The following is a 16676-nucleotide window of genomic DNA, read 5'->3' on the forward strand; positions in this document are numbered from 1 at the left end:
TTCAGTGAAACTAAAGACTTACATAAGTAGTATCAATAACATTGATAGCCTAAATAGTACAACATACTAAATATACAGCAATAGTATCATTACTCCTATAAAAACCTTGATTATCTTGAGGACCGTTAACAGCAAATCAACTAATTGATTGCTACATACGTTATACGATACAAATTACCATCAACCACAATATCTCTTAATACTGTAATACACTGAGAAACACAAAGTACTCTTATCGCTATGATAGATGGAGTTCATAACAGAGCTTATACAAATTAATTCAACTTTTGGTCAATTAGGTTATTAAATCTGATATCCACATGTAGATTGCTACCATAATTATAGTTTTACTGCATAAATAAGAAAAACCTATTCAAGATTATTTAAAACAACGGCGTAAATCCTGGCATCTTTAATGTAGTTCACTTCAGTATTTTCGAGCTCCAGTAAATAAAAAACAGTGTTATGAAAGGAAGTAGGTAATGATGAGTAAAAGCTTGGATATACTTGTAAATAAATATCCATATTCTATTGCAAACATTAATAATATTATTAATAATCTTCATAAGCACAAGCTTCGCATAATAATTTCTAGTGCAAAAATATATTGCTCTTTGCTTAACTTAGAGGATCTATCGAATTAATCAAATAATTAATATTCATAGCATATTCAATTAAAAAATTGTATTATTAATTCTGAGTTGGAATTCTCTTTTATAGGACGATACAGACCACTAAATCCTAATATACTAGACATCAATACCTTGAGTATATAAAATTTAAATCACTATCATTTTTCAAAAGCTACGGTCCTTATATCAAACCAGGTATCACATAATCGTTTATCAAAATTCTTACTATCTTACTAGTTTCGAAGTATTGACTAATTCGTATCTTTATAAATTAACATATGATTTACTAGATACTCCATTAATAGCTAGATCAGAAATTTTTCACCAAACTCGCTTTTGCATCTGTAGATCTGTAGCATTAATATTTTTTTTATTAGAAAAAACTTTTACTAACTTTATTTTTGCTATAATAGCAATATGATCTAACTATATTAAGACTAATATTATGAATAATCAAGATTAGGTACGACTAAAAAACACTAGCATATAGTTAATTAAATTAAGAATACTGGAATAGCAAATTACATCTCAGGTAGTAATATCTCTCGTTTACCTGTATGGTTAGGAGGCGAGACTATCCCATCTTTTTCCATCTTTTCAACTAAATTTGCAGCCTTGTTATAGCCAATTCTAAGTGACCTTTGGATATAGCTAATTGAGGCTTTACGTTCATTACGTACTATCTGTACTGCTTTTTTGTAAAGTACCTCATCAATTGAGCCGTCCACGATATCAATGCTACTATAGTTTTCTTCAGGTTGCTCTGTAACTTCAGAGATATATACAGGCATACTAGTCTCTTTCAAATACTCCGTAATTTTCGTAATTTCCGCTTCATTAACAAATGGTCCGTGTACCCTACTGATCTTAGAAGTATTACCCATAAATAACATATCACCCATACCTAATAACTGCTCTGAACCTTGCTCACCTAAAATTGTTCGACTATCAATTTTAGAGGTAACTTTAAAGCTAATCCGACTTGGGAAATTTGCTTTAATGACACCGGTAATAACATCTACAGAAGGTCTTTGCGTAGCCATGATAATATGAATACCTGCTGCTCTTGCCATTTGAGCAAGCCTTTGAATCAACATTTCAATATCTTTACCAGAAACTAGCATTAAATCCGCCATCTCATCAACAATAACCACAATGTAAGGTAGTTTTGCCATATTCATCGTAACGGTTTCATAAATAGGTTTCCCAGTTTCAGGGTCAAAACCTGTTTGAATCGGACGCTCAATTACTCTATTCTCTTTAACCGCTTCTAAGATTTTTTCATTATAACCTGCAATATTCTTAACACCTATATTGCTCATCATTCTATATCGATTTTCCATTTCCTTCACTGCCCATTTAAGAGCAATTACTGCCTTAGAAGGTTCTGTGACCACAGGAGTCAGCAAATGTGGTATTCCGTCATAAGCTGATAATTCAAGCATTTTTGGGTCAATCATGATAAAACGGCATTCTTCAGGAGTATAACGGTATAAGAGCGACACAATCATCGCATTAATACCAACAGATTTACCTGAACCAGTGGTTCCTGCTACTAATAAATGAGGCATTCTAGCAAGATCAGCAATTAGAGGCTTACCAGCTAAATCTTTACCCAAAACTAACGGCAATAAAATTGATTTATCCTGATATTCAGGTGTCTCTATAAGCTCTTTTAAACAAAAAAATTCGCGCTGCTTATTAGGAAGCTCAATACCAAGCACGTTTTTACCTGGTATTACCGCTATCCTTGTTGATAAAGCAGATAGTGATCGTGCTATATCGTCAGATAATCCTACTACCCGTGATGTTTTAGTTCCTGCTGCTGGCTCAAATTCATATTGAGTAACAACTGGTCCTTGATTGATATTAATGATATGCCCTTTAACTCCAAAATCATTCAATACAGTTAATAACTCTTCAGCTTTTTGCTTAAGCTCTGAGGAAGAAGCTCCTTTTACATGATTATTTTTAGGATCACATAATAATGAAATAGGTGGCAATGCTGCTATTTTATTCTGAGATATCTTAGTACAGACAGGCTTGATAAAGCATTTTATAGGATTTGTAGGTATTAGACTTGCTTCTTCAGTAAATGTTACTTTTTTACTTGCAGGCTTTTGGTAAAAAGAAGTTATATTTAACTTATCATTGTTTTGAATAGTGATTAAAGATAATCGTGGAAATATATAATTAAAAAATGATAGTATCAAATTTGTTAAAAATTTACTTAATTTGATCAAAACATTACTGATAGAAATCAATTTAATTTCAAGTAAAACCACTAATATAACAAAAGTTTGGAATAATAAATATAATTGATTTATGAATCGCTCACAAAAATTAGAAACTATTATTCCGACAGCCCCACCTGCACTCGCTGGTATAAATTCTAGCTTAATCTTAGATAATAATGTACTACTGCTAATAAGAGCAAGCAACACTACAAATATACGTATAAATACGCTACGATATCTTTCATGCCAACAATTTCTGCCCCAAACAAAGCAAGCAAGAGGTATAATAAAAGCAGTCAATCCAAAAAATTGATATAAAAAATCTGATAAATAAGCACCGGCGATTCCGATTAAATTACTAGGATATTCTGTTGTAACTGAATTAAAAGACGGATCGTCTATATTATATGATATAAGAACAATCACAATAGCAAGCCCGATTATCCATAAGATAAAAGCTTGCACCTTATTGTTTGAAAGGATTTTATTTATGTAATATAGTATCATTGCTTTCAATATTAATCTAAATGATAAATTTAGTATCTAAATCTATAAGACTCAATAGTCTTGTCAATAAAGAAATAATTATTACTGCTATAAAAGTAATTAACATATTTTAAAAAAAACGAATAAAAAATGCTTTTTTATGCAAGGTTTTATTTAGAATAGACGTAAATATTATATTAGAGCAATTGACTAAGCAAAACTTTTTTTTATTTTGAATTAAATATTTGACTATAATTCACTATAAATGAACTGTAAGTTAAGAAAGAAGGAACCTATACGATCTCTATAAAGAGAAACATAGTTCGAAATATAAATGCAAGATAAAATATATTTCTTTTTATCATCTAAGGTTCTATTAAAGACAAGAAATTTCTTACTCAATTGACAAAAACCATCTAAAAATGAAATATTACATGACTAACTTTAAAAAGAAAATTTTTGCTAAAAAGAAAGTAACCAAAATACAAAAGATCTCTGTAAGATTAATCTGTGCAAAAATTTTATTTTGCTTATATAATTTAATCATAGTTGTATAACTGCCGAAAATCATGAAAAAAGATTTTATATATCTGCTACATCTAAAAATAAAAAGAAATAGACAAAAATTTAATCTAAAATTACAAAAAAGTAATAACCTAGCCTAACAAATTATGTTAAACAATTATTACAAGTAATATCATCTCCAAAACCTAAATCAAATAATATAGCAGAACTTTTGAATAAATAGAGAAGTTATTTACATTAAAAGAAGCATTTTGTATTATGAAAATATATTTTTGTATTTGAGGTAAAAGTAACCAAAATTCATGACTATAAAAATCCACACTGATAAAGATTTTATAAAGATGCGTGCAGCAGGCAAATTAGCTGCAGAGACACTCGATTTTATTACTGATCATGTAAAACCTAATGTCACTACTAATAGTTTGAATGACCTTTGTCATAATTTTATTACTTCTCATAATGCAATTCCTGCACCGTTAAATTACAAAGGCTTCCCAAAATCGATTTGTACTTCTATAAATCATGTAGTTTGTCACGGAATTCCAAATGATAAACCATTAAAAAATGGTGATATAGTAAATATTGATGTTACGGTAATTTTAGATGGTTGGTATGGTGATACTAGCCGTATGTATTACGTCGGTGACGTAGCAATTAAACCAAAGCGTCTTATTCAAGTAACTTATGATGCAATGATGAAAGGAATTGAAGTAGTGAGACCAGGTGCTAAACTCGGCGATATCGGGTATGCAATTCAAAGTTATGCCGAAAAACATAATTATTCTGTGGTTAGAGATTATACTGGTCACGGTATTGGACGGGTTTTTCATGATAAGCCTTCAATATTAAATTACGGCCGCAACGGCACAGGTCTAACGTTAAAAGAAGGAATGTTTTTCACTGTTGAACCTATGATAAATGCAGGTAATTACGACACTATATTAAGTAAATTAGATGGATGGACAGTTACCACGCGTGATAAATCATTATCGGCACAATTTGAGCATACTATAGGCGTAACTAAAGATGGCTTTGAAATATTTACATTATCACCTAAAAAACTTGATTATCCTCCATATTAGCGAACTTGATAAGTGGATCCAGTATTATAAGCTTTCAAACTTATGTTTATGGGACACATGGTCAAACTATGATGTGAAAATTTTACTTCTTTATAAAGATATTAAAAATAATATGATAGGATGTAATAAATAGATACACATAATTATATAATATACCACCAAAGAACGTTTAGGTGTCGGTCGATATACAAGAAAATTTGTCCATTATGAATTACTGCAAGTATTGTTATTGTCGTCTATCACTAATAAAGACGTAAACTACTTGTTAATTTTTATATTACAGTTTAATTAATCTTGATAAAGAAAAAATTTAGCACCAATGTAATATATAGTACTAATATTGATATTCATATGACTAATAAAATATTAATGAAATACTAAACCTTAAACATTAAGGTACATGATAACGTAATGATCAGTAATAACAAATATTAAATTTAATATTTTACTATGAATATAAATAGCTATAGTGCATTATTTGTTTTTTCTTTTATTGCGACCACCATATTAACATATATATTAACAAAATATCTTCCTGCAATAGGTTTGGTTGATGTGCCAAGTAATCGTCGCTCTCATGATAAGATAACACCTCGTGGTGGCGGTCTTGCTATTGTAATTGTTGTGATGATTGCTTTGAGCGGCTTTGAATATATTATGAGTCATAACCTTGTTAATTCAATAAAAATATTGCCTTTATTATTAGTAATTGCCTCTATTTCTTTTTTAGATGACCTAAAAGCTGTGTCTATTCTAATTCGATTAATAGTTCACTTAATTTGTGCAGCTTTTGCTATCGTGTTCTTTTCACAAATAAACTCACATATACTAATACATCATATTTTAATTATAGCTTTAAGTGGCTTTATCAATATATATAATTTTATGGATGGTATAGATGGCATGAGTTGTGTAGAATCTATCCATCTATCTAGCACTATGCTTGTATTATGTTTTCTACAATTTTCGATTATTGATAACCCATATTTTATAGCTAGTGTAAATGTTATTATTCTTGGTTGTTCTTGCGGTTTTTTAATATTTAATTGGCATCCAGCAAAAATATTTTTAGGAGATGTTGGCAGTATTAGCCTTGGATTCTTAACTGGTCTTTGTTTGCTACTGCTTGCTCTTACAAGCACTAATTTATTTATAGCTTGTGCTATTGCAAGTTTATATTACATTACCGATGCAGTACTAACCATATTAATTCGACTACTAAATAAAGAAAAAATTTGGCAACCTCATTTAAAACATTTTTTTCAAAAAGCAGTACAAAGAGGTAAATCTCATAAACAAGTAGTATTGATTATAGCAATTTGTAATATATTTTTAATGACCATATCAGTTATATCTTTACATTTTCCTGTATTATCTATAATGCTTGCAATAGCTGTAATAACTTTAACAATGCACAGTTTATTAAAATGAAACTAATTAAAGAAGATATTGATAAAATAGTTAAACGTATATTTGCTAAGCAACATCCCTTACTGCCTCAAATCATGATCAATTGGAATAAAATAGTGGGGTTTAACTTCAGCACTAAAGCATTACCTTTAAAAATCAAAACATACACTTATAAAAAACAAAAGATTAATATACTGTTTATACAAGCAGAAGATAATGCGACTGCAGCAGAATTACCTTATTATCAAGATATTATTCTAGAACGTATTAAAATTTATTTAGGCTTCGAAGCAATACATCAAATGAACGTAACGTTTTATAAAGCGAAACCTAAGATAGGATAATAGTACAATTGAAAGCTTGCAATACAAGCATGAATCATTCCATAGCCATTATTCCGCGAATTTTAAAAATACTAATATTATTTTTTTATTATACACATTGCAAAACACAGGATAATACACTACGCTCATACAACAATGTTGATATAACATCATATGACGAAACTACAGAATAAAATATAACCTTTTCTATTCGATATCAAATGATACAAATAAAAAAGGGCCATTAATTAAAGACCCTTTTTTCTGTTAATGCGTGTAAAAAAATGTAAGGACTAATTTTTAGTTAATTAAATATCAAATCTTAATCCTGCCATTAAGTTATTACCTTTATAACGTGTTCCACCATATTTATATTGTACATCATGAATGGTTTTAGTAGTGGTTTTTGTTTTACCGTAATCTATCCAAGCATAAACTAGCTCTACTTTAATACCTTGTGCTAGTTCAAATGAAGTACCTAAAGATAATTGATAAGCAAAATTTGTTTTATTTTTAGTAGTGAGATGATGATCGTTAGAAATTGTGTTTTTGTCACTAACAATTGCAATAGCTTCTTTTCCTGTAACTTTTTCTTTTACCATTGCAAGTCCAACACCAGCACCAGCAAAAACCTTAAACATACTTAAATCAACGAAATCTATATAACCGTTAAGTAATGCACTTACAATAGTAGGTTTATGTTTTAAGGTTGAACTACTGTCCGTGCTATTTTTTCCAGTTGTTGATTTTCTTAAATGAGCACTTGTTACTGCTCCAATTGTTAAATCGGTTCTTAAATTATCCATTATATAATAACCTACACCGACATTACCAACAAAACCTGTATTAGTTTTTAATTTAAAATCTTTACCTTTAGGTTTCATTTTGTTAAACATAACTCCACCAGCATTAAGCTTTAAATACCACTGATTTTCTATAGATGATGACATCGATGAATTAGTAGATGAATCTATATCACAATCAGCAAATGAAATGCTAGAAGTTAAAAGCGCTGTACTTGCAGCAGCTATTAAAAGTAATTTTTTCATATTATTAAATTTTTTCCTTTAAATTTTATTAGTTGTTAGTAAAAACGAGATTAGATAATAGTTTTATCTAAATTCGATAAAAAATAGTTTTAAGTAACATTTCTAAGAAATTATCTTAGAATTTTAATTCCACTTTCTAGCCTTTTTTTGTATTTCTAGATACCGTAGGAAGCTATCGTATGACAATTAAGTTATTAACTAAAACTATATATTCTTATTATAATTTATATACCAAATCTTAGACCTACTGTTATGTTATGACTTTGATAACGCATACCACCGGTTTGTACACTTGCCCCTTCGTGTATTACATGCTTACTTTTTGTTCTACCATCATCTATCCAGCTATATGCTAATTCTACTTTAACACCATCTGCAACTTGCGCAGCAGTACCAAAAATCAACTTATATGATACATTGGTTTTATTTTTAGTATTAGTAGTATTAGATGCAAGACCGCTTGCTCCACTAATTTTTTCTTTAACTAATGCAGGACCGACACCAGCGCCAACGAAAATATCAAACATATCAAAACTTGTTAAATCTACATAACCGTTAATAAGTAAACGTGTAACAATAGGCTTATGGCTCACTAAAACGTTAGTACCTGTAAAATGTGCATTAGTTGCTGCTCCAGATTTTTTGAGCTTTCCACCTATTGTGGTTCCTAAAGTTAAATCAGCTCGTACATTTTCAGCAATATAATAACCAATACCTAAATCAATTGGCATAGCCTTATTAGATTTTAACTTAACACCTATTGTCTTGTCTTTTTCTTTATTAAACATTGCTACACCGGCATCTACTCTTAAATACCATTCATTATCCATGCACTCTGCAAACGATATACTAGAAGATAAAATTGTTGCACTTGTAGCAGCAATTAAAAGTAACTTTTTCATGATGATCACCTCAAATTAAATAATTAAACATTTTCTTAATGTCTTAATGGCATATATAACACATTATATTTTTTAGTGCTATATCTAATAGGAAATTAGATTCATATAATAAAGCTTTTATTAAATTTTGTTGCAAAATCAACACATGTAATTAATGCATGTTTTTTATGATGTATTTATTAAATTTATCTTGCTCATCTTTAAATTTATCGGCATCAGGCAAAGCGCATTTTTTTTTGGTAATATTTTTCCATCCTTGATTTTCTATAAAATCTTTTGCACGTTCTACCCATTCTATTAACTCAGGTGATTCAGGCTTGATGGCATCTATAGGACAATCAGGAACACATACACCACAATCTATACATTCATCAGGATTGATAACTAGCATAAATTCACCTTCATAAAAACAATCTACGGGACATACTTCAACGCAATCTGTATACTTACATTTTACGCATTCATCGGTTACAATATAAGTCATGTTTTTATCTGTTTTTGATTTTGTCGATTAATATAACAGTTCTTAAAAGTAATATTAATAGAAAATATAATATAAAACTGATAAACATTGTAATTAAAGGCTTTAACATTGAAGCATGAATAGTTGGACTCCCTAATCTTAAAACACTAGCAGGTTGATGTAGGCTATACCAAATGTTTACTGAAAATTTTATTATCGGTATATTAATAAGCCCAATAAGAGCAATAATAGAAGCAGGATTTTGTGCTTTCCTTATATTATCTACACTATTCACTATAATAATATAGCTGAGATATAATAAAAATAATATTAGCATCGAGGTAAGTCGCGCATCCCAAACCCACCATGTTCCCCATATAGGCTTCCCCCATAACGAGCCTGTTACTAAGCTAATCAAAGTAAAAATAGCTCCAATATCACTAGATGCTACGGCTAGCAAATAGCTAATAGTTGTTTTCCATACTAAATAACTAAAGCTACATACTGCCATAAAAACATAAATACCAAGAGCCATCCAAGAAGCAGGTACATGAACATACATAATACGTACAAATTCACCTTGTTGATAATCTATAGGCGAAACTATAAGTGCTAAATAAAGAGCTATAATCATCATTATAAGAGTAAATACAGCTAATATAGGTATTATAACCCTTGATAATTTATTAAAATAATAAGGTGTTAATAGTTTTAGCATATTTTATTACTTCTTTGACGACATTTTTACAAAACACTTGCATGTGTAGTTACACTTACGCGACATTGATCACGTGACACAGCTAAAAATACTAAATACTAATATTTTTAGGTTTTTTAATCTATAGTAGATCGCATCTTTTGAAAAAATTCTTTCATTAAGAACCGAGAATGTTCAGAAAGAATCCCGCTATATATTTCTGGCCTATGAAAACAAGCACTACTGTTAAAATATCGTAAATTACTTTCAACTGCTCCTTGTTTGGAGTCAGACGCTCCATAAAATAAACGTTTTAATCTGCTATGAGATATTGCAGATGCACACATAGCACACGGTTCTAAAGTAACATAAATATCGTAATCATTCAAATTTTTAGAAGATATAAGATTACATGCTTCATTAATAGCAATAATTTCAGCATGACAAAGGGCATTGTTTTTTTCTTCGATATTATTATGACTACTAACAATGATTTTTTGATTTAACCTATATACAATTACTACTCCAACTGGGACTTCATTTTTATCAAAAGCGAGCCGTGCTTGTTTTAAAGCTTGCTCCATGAAGAAATTATTAAAATCAGTTTCTAACAATAGATTCACGGTAATTTACATGTTCTTCCACACCAAAAGGATCTTGGTGAATAATTATTTCAGCTTCTGGAAATTTCTGCAATATTTCAAAGGCAATCTCATCGCTAATTTTATGAGCATTATAAAGCGATATATTCCCATCCATTTCCAAATGGCACTGGATAAAAGCTTTTTGAGCAGCATACCGAGTTTTCATTTCGTGCATACCTTTTACACCTGAATGATTATTAACTATCGAGATAATTTTTTGTCTATCTTGTTCAGGTAATTCATGATCCACTAAATTTTTAAATGCCTTTTTAAATAAAAAGTAAGAAGAGTGAAATATATATAACGAAATAACTACTCCAAATAACGGATCAACAAACCAAAAATAATCACTTAAATTTATAGAGATAATAACAATAACATTAGTTAGTAAATCCGTGAAATAATGAAGTTTATCGGCTTTTACTATTTCCGATCCTGTTTTTTTAATTACATAAGTTTGATAAAGCACTAAAATAATTGTTAAGAATATACATAAATACATTACATTAGTACCATCGCTAATATTCCACGGTTTTGTTTTTATAAATAAAGATTTAACCGAAGCAAATCCTACAAAAAAGGCCGAAGCGAAGAAAAATATCGATTGAGAAAAAATAGTTAAATCTTGCATTTTTTCATGTCCGAACCTGTGATAATGATCAGGTGGTTGCAATGCAAATCTTAAAGCTACTAAATTAATAAAGGAAGAAGTTACATCAAGCATTGAATCAATTAAAGAAGCAAGTATTGATTGTGAACTGGTAACAACCCAAGCATATAATTTTATAATTAAAATAATTAATGCCGTAGTAACCGATAAATAAGATACAGATTTTATTAATCGATGATGGCTATTATTATCCATGACAAATCTTCCAAATTTATGTTATAAGTTTAACAAAGAAAATATAAAATTCAATGAGTTTTATACTTTACAAAATTCTAAAAACCATATACTTATTAAATAATAGATTAAAGAGGATTATATGAAACTATTATCTAAAGTAATGATTTTAGCTCTTGCAGCTTCTATGTTACAAGCATGTAATGGTCCGGGTGGTATGAACAAACAAGGGACTGGAACACTTCTTGGTGGCGCCGGCGGTGCATTACTTGGTTCTCAATTCGGTCACGGTAAAGGACAACTTGTCGGAGTAGGTGTAGGCGCATTACTTGGGGCAGTTCTTGGTGGACAAATCGGTGCAAGTATGGATGAGCAGGATAGAAAACTTCTAGAACTAACATCACAAAGAGCTTTAGAATCTGCTCCTAGCGGTAGTAACATAGAATGGCGCAATCCAGATAATGGCAATCATGGTTACGTAACACCTAATAAAACTTATAGGAACAGTACAGGTCAATATTGCCGTGAATACACTCAAACAGTTGTAATAGGGGGAAAACAACAAACAACATATGGAAATGCATGCCGCCAACCTGACGGGCAATGGCAAGTAGCGAATTAAAATATCATCCTGTAATTTAATTGTGGTGGATCTCAGGACTAGATTTGTGTTGACAAGATACGTGTTGAAAGAAGTAAACTAAAACATGCAAAAGTCTATAATCGAATTTCGTAACGTATCTAAAAAATTTGGAAATAAGACACCAATAAGTAAAGTTAGTTTTATTGTAAAAAAAAATAATATAACTACTCTAATCGGGCCTAACGGTGCAGGTAAAACTACCATAGTGCGATTAATACTTGGGCTTGAAAAGCCTACAAGCGGCGAGATTATAATTGATCGCAAATTAAAAATTGGATATGTACCACAAAAATTTGGATTGACCACTGATATACCCATTACGGTAAAAAAATTTTTAGACTTATTAGCACCAAATCATTTTAATAAAAACATTAAAGAGATTAGTTCATTTATTGACCTTGAATACATAAAAGAACAAGAAATTTCTAAACTCTCAGGTGGACAATTTCAAAAAGTAGTTCTTGCATGTTCAATAATTAATAATCCTGACTTAATGATTTTAGATGAACCGTTACAGTCTTTAGACGTCACAAGCCAACAAGAATTTTACCAGCTTATTCATTTTATTCGTAAAAAACTAAATATTACAGTTTTTATGATCTCACACGATTTATTTACTGTAATAAAAAACTCGGATCAAGTAATATGCTTAAATGGTCACATATGTTGTAGCGGAATACCACATGAAATAACACCTAACTCTGAATTTTCAAACGCTCTTTCTTCTTTAGGTTTTTATACTCACCACCATGACCATAAGCATTAGCATATTATCATTTATGCAAGAAATCTATTATAACTGAATTTTTGTATGCATCACATATCACTCTACTTTTTATGGATTTTGACTATGTATTATCGAATTAACAAATTTCGATTTTACTTGAAAAAAAATGGATGGTACTATATTAAAGCTATTTTTTCTACGTTTATAAAAAATAATTCTTTTCTCTAATTTTCTATATCTGAAACTTGTTCAAAAATAACGCCTAAGTTAATCCAAAACATTTCATCATCCTGTTAAAACTTAGTTAATCTATTATAACATCATTTAGGTCTTCAATATTAATGTTGATGCACTAGGTTATTAGTATTTTCACCTAAGTTTAATTCTATTTACGATTTTTACTACATTTTAATTCAAGCATATATATTGAACACTTATTTTCTATTTATCATGAGTAATGATATAAAACAGACACTTGCTTTTTATACCATTGCACACACATTTTTTCTCTCATAAATTACAAGAATTACTACTACGTAGTAGTACAAGCAATTTAGAAAAATTATATTTTTTGCTTTTTTTTCTATCCACTTACTATCTCTATTAAAATAGCTAATCTTTTCTTTTATAAAACCAAATGCTTTGCTACTAACGTGCCTACAAATGGAATTCAGATAATTTTTTGCATATTATTCTTCAGAATTCTTCAATTTGATTAAAACTATCTTCATAAAACGAATATGTACAGTGTCATTTTAAGTTATATGAGTTTTTTATAAATTCAAAATGCATAGTATTACTCTTAAGCTTTTTCTTTTAGTCTATTTAGACCTTTGTAAAGTCACTTTCACTTTTGAATTATTAATTTCTTTTAATTTATTTTTCTAAGCATTTGTCTATATCAAATTTATTGCTCCAAACATCTGTCCAAGTTATAAATACTATATGAATGTATAATTATACTTAAAAGTATAAAATATTGAGAATTTTTAGAAAACAGTAATGACTAGATTAGTTCTGATTAATAATTTAGTATTAAGGGAAATACTAAATATATTAAACATAGAGTACATGAATTTATATTATATTACACTAAATATTGCTTTAAATATCTACCGGTATGACTTTCTTTACACGCAGCAATATCAGCAGGAGTACCACATACAACTATCTTACCTCCTTTGTCACCACCTTCAGGACCAACATCAATAATATAATCAGCTGTTTTTATAACATCTAGATTATGCTCAATAACTAAAACGGTATTACCCATATCGACAAGTTTATGTAAAACTTTCAGTAATTTCTTAATATCATCTATATGTAGACCTGTAGTCGGTTCATCAAGTATATAAAGCGTTTTACCAGTTGAACGTCTTGATAATTCTTTAGCAAGTTTAACTCGTTGTGCCTCACCTCCTGAAAGAGTAGTAGCAGACTGACCAATTTTTATATAGCCAAGCCCAACCTCATTTAATGTAATTAATTTTTCATAAATCAAAGGAATTTTATCAAAAAATTGCATTGCATCTTCTACTGTCATCATCAAAATATCAGCGATAGATTTACCTTTATATTTTATTTCAAGAGTTTCTCTATTATATCTATGACCGTTACAAATATCACATTTTACATATACGTCAGGTAAGAAATGCATCTCTATTTTAATCAGCCCATCACCTTGGCACGCTTCACATCTGCCACCTTTAACGTTAAAGGAAAATCTTCCAACTTTATATCCTCTAGCTTTGGACTCAGGTAATTCTACAAACCAATCTCTAATATGAGTAAATGCACCTGTATAAGTTGCAGGATTTGAACGCGGAGTTCTGCCTATCGGAGATTGATTAATATCAATAATTTTATCAATATATTCAAGTCCTTTCAATTCTCTATATTTACCTGGAAATACTTTGCTAGTTGGCTCTAAATGCTTTAAAGCTGCCTTATATAAAGTATGAATCATTAAGCTTGATTTACCACTTCCTGATACTCCTGTTATAGCAGTAAAAGTACCTAGTGGAATTTTGATATCAACATTATCTAAATTATTAGATACTGCACCAAGTAATTCAATTGCCCTATTATCATGTCCTACCCTTGTTTCAGATGGTACTTTAATTGTTTGACGACCGCTTAGATATCTACCTGTAATACTTTCTTCAAAATGCTTTATTTTTTCAGCATTACCTTCTGCAATAACACGACCACCGTGAATACCAGCTCCTGGTCCTATATCAATAATGTGGTCTGCTTCATACATTGTTTCTTCATCATGCTCTACTACCAAAACGGTATTACCGAGATCCCTAAGCCTTTTAAGTGTTGCGATTAATCTTGTATTATCTCGTTGATGAAGACCTATAGACGGCTCATCAAGTACATATAAAACACCGCTAAGACCTGAGCCTATTTGAGATGCAAGACGAATGCGCTGACTCTCACCTCCTGATAAAGTACCTGCTTCTCGTGATAATGTTAGATAATCAAGACCAACATTCATAAGAAATTTTAATCTCTCATTAATTTCTTTAAGAATACGCTTAGCAATAAATAATTGCTTTTGATTTAATTTTTCTTCTAAATGACTAAACCATTTTTGTAAAGCTGCAATACTCATACCTGCTACTTCACCTATATGAAGATTTGCGATTTTAACGCATAATGCTTCATCTTTTAATCTAAACCCTGAACAAGCAGTACATTTATGCTCTGACTTAAATTTAGCAAGTTCTTCTTTAATTAAAACAGATTCGATAGTACGATCCTTTTCCTGTAAACTTGGTATTATACCAGCAAAAGGTTGTTTTATTATTTGTGTTTTAGAACCGTCATGGAATTCAAACTTTATTTCCTCTTCTCCTGAACCTTCAAATAAAATATCTTTCACATTTTGTGATAAACTTATAAAAGGTACTTCAATAGAAAATTTATAATGATCGGCAAGCGCTTTTAATGTCTCTAGGATAAATTTAGAAGATGTACTACCCCAAGGTACTATTGCGCCATCTTTAATAGAAATTCTTTGATCCTGAACTATTAAATCCCTGTCAAAGAAAAATTCCTTACCTATGCCTTCACATTTAGGACATGCTCCAAAAGGGCTATTAAAAGAAAATATGCGCGGCTCTATTTCAGTAAGATGAAAACCTGATACCGGACAAGAATATTTTTCGGAAAAAGTAATACGCTGATTTTTTTTAAATTGACTCTTAACTGCTTGTGGTAATTCCACAATTTCTAAATAAGTAATACCATCAGCAAGATTTAATGAACTCTCTAAACTATCTGCAAGCCTATTACCTAAATTCTCATCTAAAACTATTCTATCAACAATAACCTCTATATTATGCTTCTTATTTTTATCAAGCTTTGGTAAATCATCAATTTCACAAACTTCACCATTAACTATTAATTTTTGGAAACCTTGCTTTTTCAGATTGATAATTTCACGTCTAAACTCACCCTTATGTCCTCTAACAATAGGAGCTAGTAAATATACTTTTGTACCTTTAGGTAGTTCATTAATTATATCTACCATCTCAGCAACTGTTTGACTATGTATCGGAAGACCTGTGACTGGAGAGTAAGGAATTCCAACCCTTGCATATAATAACCGAAGATAATCGTAAATTTCAGTTATAGTCCCAACAGTAGAACGAGGATTTTTGGAAGTAGTTTTTTGGTCAATTGCAATAGCTGGTGATAACCCAGAAATAGATTCAACATTCGGTTTATTTTGTAAATGCAAGAATTGTCTAGCATATGAAGACAAACTTTCGACATATCGCCTTTGACCTTCTGCATAAATAGTATCAAACGCTAAAGAAGATTTACCTGAACCACTAAGACCAGTGATAACAACGAATTTATTCCTTGGAATATCAACATTTATATTTTTTAGATTATGCTCTTTAGCACCGCGTACCTTAATATATTCTTCGTTCATAATCACTTTACTACAAAATTTTGAGATATTTTTAAAAAATCTGTAGTATTATAGGCTCTTTTA

General features: G+C 30.1%; 13 protein-coding genes. 5 read left to right on the forward strand and 8 right to left on the reverse strand.

The features are described 5' to 3' along the window. Window positions 1-1153: 1153 nt before the first annotated feature. Window positions 1154-3373: a DNA translocase FtsK gene (locus RT_RS03990; RefSeq protein WP_044286911.1), complete on the reverse strand. Its 2220-nt coding sequence runs from the start codon at window positions 3371-3373 to the stop codon at window positions 1154-1156. Window positions 3374-4182: 809 nt separating this feature from the next. On the opposite strand from RT_RS03990, the gene map reads away from it, so the two are divergent. The 3 genes from map (at window position 4183) to RT_RS04005 (ending at window position 6716) form a co-directional block, all read left to right on the forward strand. After that, a complete protein-coding gene (map, locus tag RT_RS03995) occupies window positions 4183-4962 on the forward strand; it encodes a type I methionyl aminopeptidase (protein WP_011191241.1) in 780 nt (259 codons plus the stop codon). A gap of 450 nt (window positions 4963-5412) precedes the next feature. Further along, on the forward strand, window positions 5413-6393 hold the full coding sequence (locus tag RT_RS04000) for an MraY family glycosyltransferase (RefSeq protein WP_011191242.1): 981 nt from the start codon (window positions 5413-5415) through the stop codon (window positions 6391-6393). Then, window positions 6390-6716, forward strand: coding sequence for a DciA family protein (locus RT_RS04005; RefSeq protein ID WP_011191243.1), 327 nt, complete (start codon window positions 6390-6392; stop codon window positions 6714-6716). Before RT_RS04000 ends, RT_RS04005 begins: the two co-directional genes overlap by 4 nt. Window positions 6717-7003: 287 nt before the next feature. Here the strand turns inward: RT_RS04005 and RT_RS04010 are convergent, their stop codons facing one another. The 6 genes from RT_RS04010 to RT_RS04035 all read right to left on the reverse strand — a co-directional run bounded on the left by RT_RS04010 (window position 7004) and on the right by RT_RS04035 (window position 11315). Continuing rightward, window positions 7004-7744 carry an outer membrane protein gene (locus tag RT_RS04010; RefSeq protein ID WP_011191244.1) on the reverse strand — a complete coding sequence of 247 codons (741 nt, stop codon included), beginning with the start codon at window positions 7742-7744 and terminating at the stop codon, window positions 7004-7006. Window positions 7745-7968: 224 nt separating this feature from the next. Next, the gene (locus tag RT_RS04015; protein WP_011191245.1) at window positions 7969-8646 is read right to left on the reverse strand and encodes an outer membrane protein; all 678 of its coding nucleotides are present in this window, start codon (window positions 8644-8646) and stop codon (window positions 7969-7971) included. A 151-nt stretch (window positions 8647-8797) separates the two neighbouring features. Further along, entirely contained in the window at window positions 8798-9130 is a 333-nt protein-coding gene (gene fdxA / locus RT_RS04020; protein ID WP_011191246.1) for a ferredoxin FdxA, read from the reverse strand. Window positions 9131-9134: 4 nt separating this feature from the next. Next, window positions 9135-9827 carry a heme ABC transporter permease gene (locus RT_RS04025; RefSeq protein WP_011191247.1) on the reverse strand — a complete coding sequence of 231 codons (693 nt, stop codon included), beginning with the start codon at window positions 9825-9827 and terminating at the stop codon, window positions 9135-9137. Window positions 9828-9943: 116 nt separating this feature from the next. After that, entirely contained in the window at window positions 9944-10390 is a 447-nt protein-coding gene (locus tag RT_RS04030) for a nucleoside deaminase (RefSeq protein WP_011191248.1), read from the reverse strand. A gap of 16 nt (window positions 10391-10406) precedes the next feature. Continuing rightward, a complete protein-coding gene (locus RT_RS04035) occupies window positions 10407-11315 on the reverse strand; it encodes a cation diffusion facilitator family transporter (protein WP_011191249.1) in 909 nt (302 codons plus the stop codon). Between the two features lie 121 nt (window positions 11316-11436). On the opposite strand from RT_RS04035, the gene RT_RS04040 reads away from it, so the two are divergent. Together RT_RS04040 and RT_RS04045 are read left to right on the forward strand one after the other, a co-directional pair. After that, the gene (locus RT_RS04040) at window positions 11437-11916 is read left to right on the forward strand and encodes an RT0821/Lpp0805 family surface protein (RefSeq protein ID WP_011191250.1); all 480 of its coding nucleotides are present in this window, start codon (window positions 11437-11439) and stop codon (window positions 11914-11916) included. 85 nt (window positions 11917-12001) lie between these two features. Continuing rightward, window positions 12002-12703 carry an ATP-binding cassette domain-containing protein gene (locus tag RT_RS04045; protein ID WP_011191251.1) on the forward strand — a complete coding sequence of 234 codons (702 nt, stop codon included), beginning with the start codon at window positions 12002-12004 and terminating at the stop codon, window positions 12701-12703. A 1048-nt stretch (window positions 12704-13751) separates the two neighbouring features. Here the strand turns inward: RT_RS04045 and uvrA are convergent. Continuing rightward, complete coding sequence (gene uvrA, locus RT_RS04050; RefSeq protein ID WP_011191252.1) at window positions 13752-16613, reverse strand: excinuclease ABC subunit UvrA; 2862 nt, start codon at window positions 16611-16613, stop codon at window positions 13752-13754. Between the last annotated feature and the right edge of the window lie 63 nt (window positions 16614-16676).

The organism is Rickettsia typhi str. Wilmington (assembly GCF_000008045.1).
GTDB lineage: Bacteria > Pseudomonadota > Alphaproteobacteria > Rickettsiales > Rickettsiaceae > Rickettsia > Rickettsia typhi.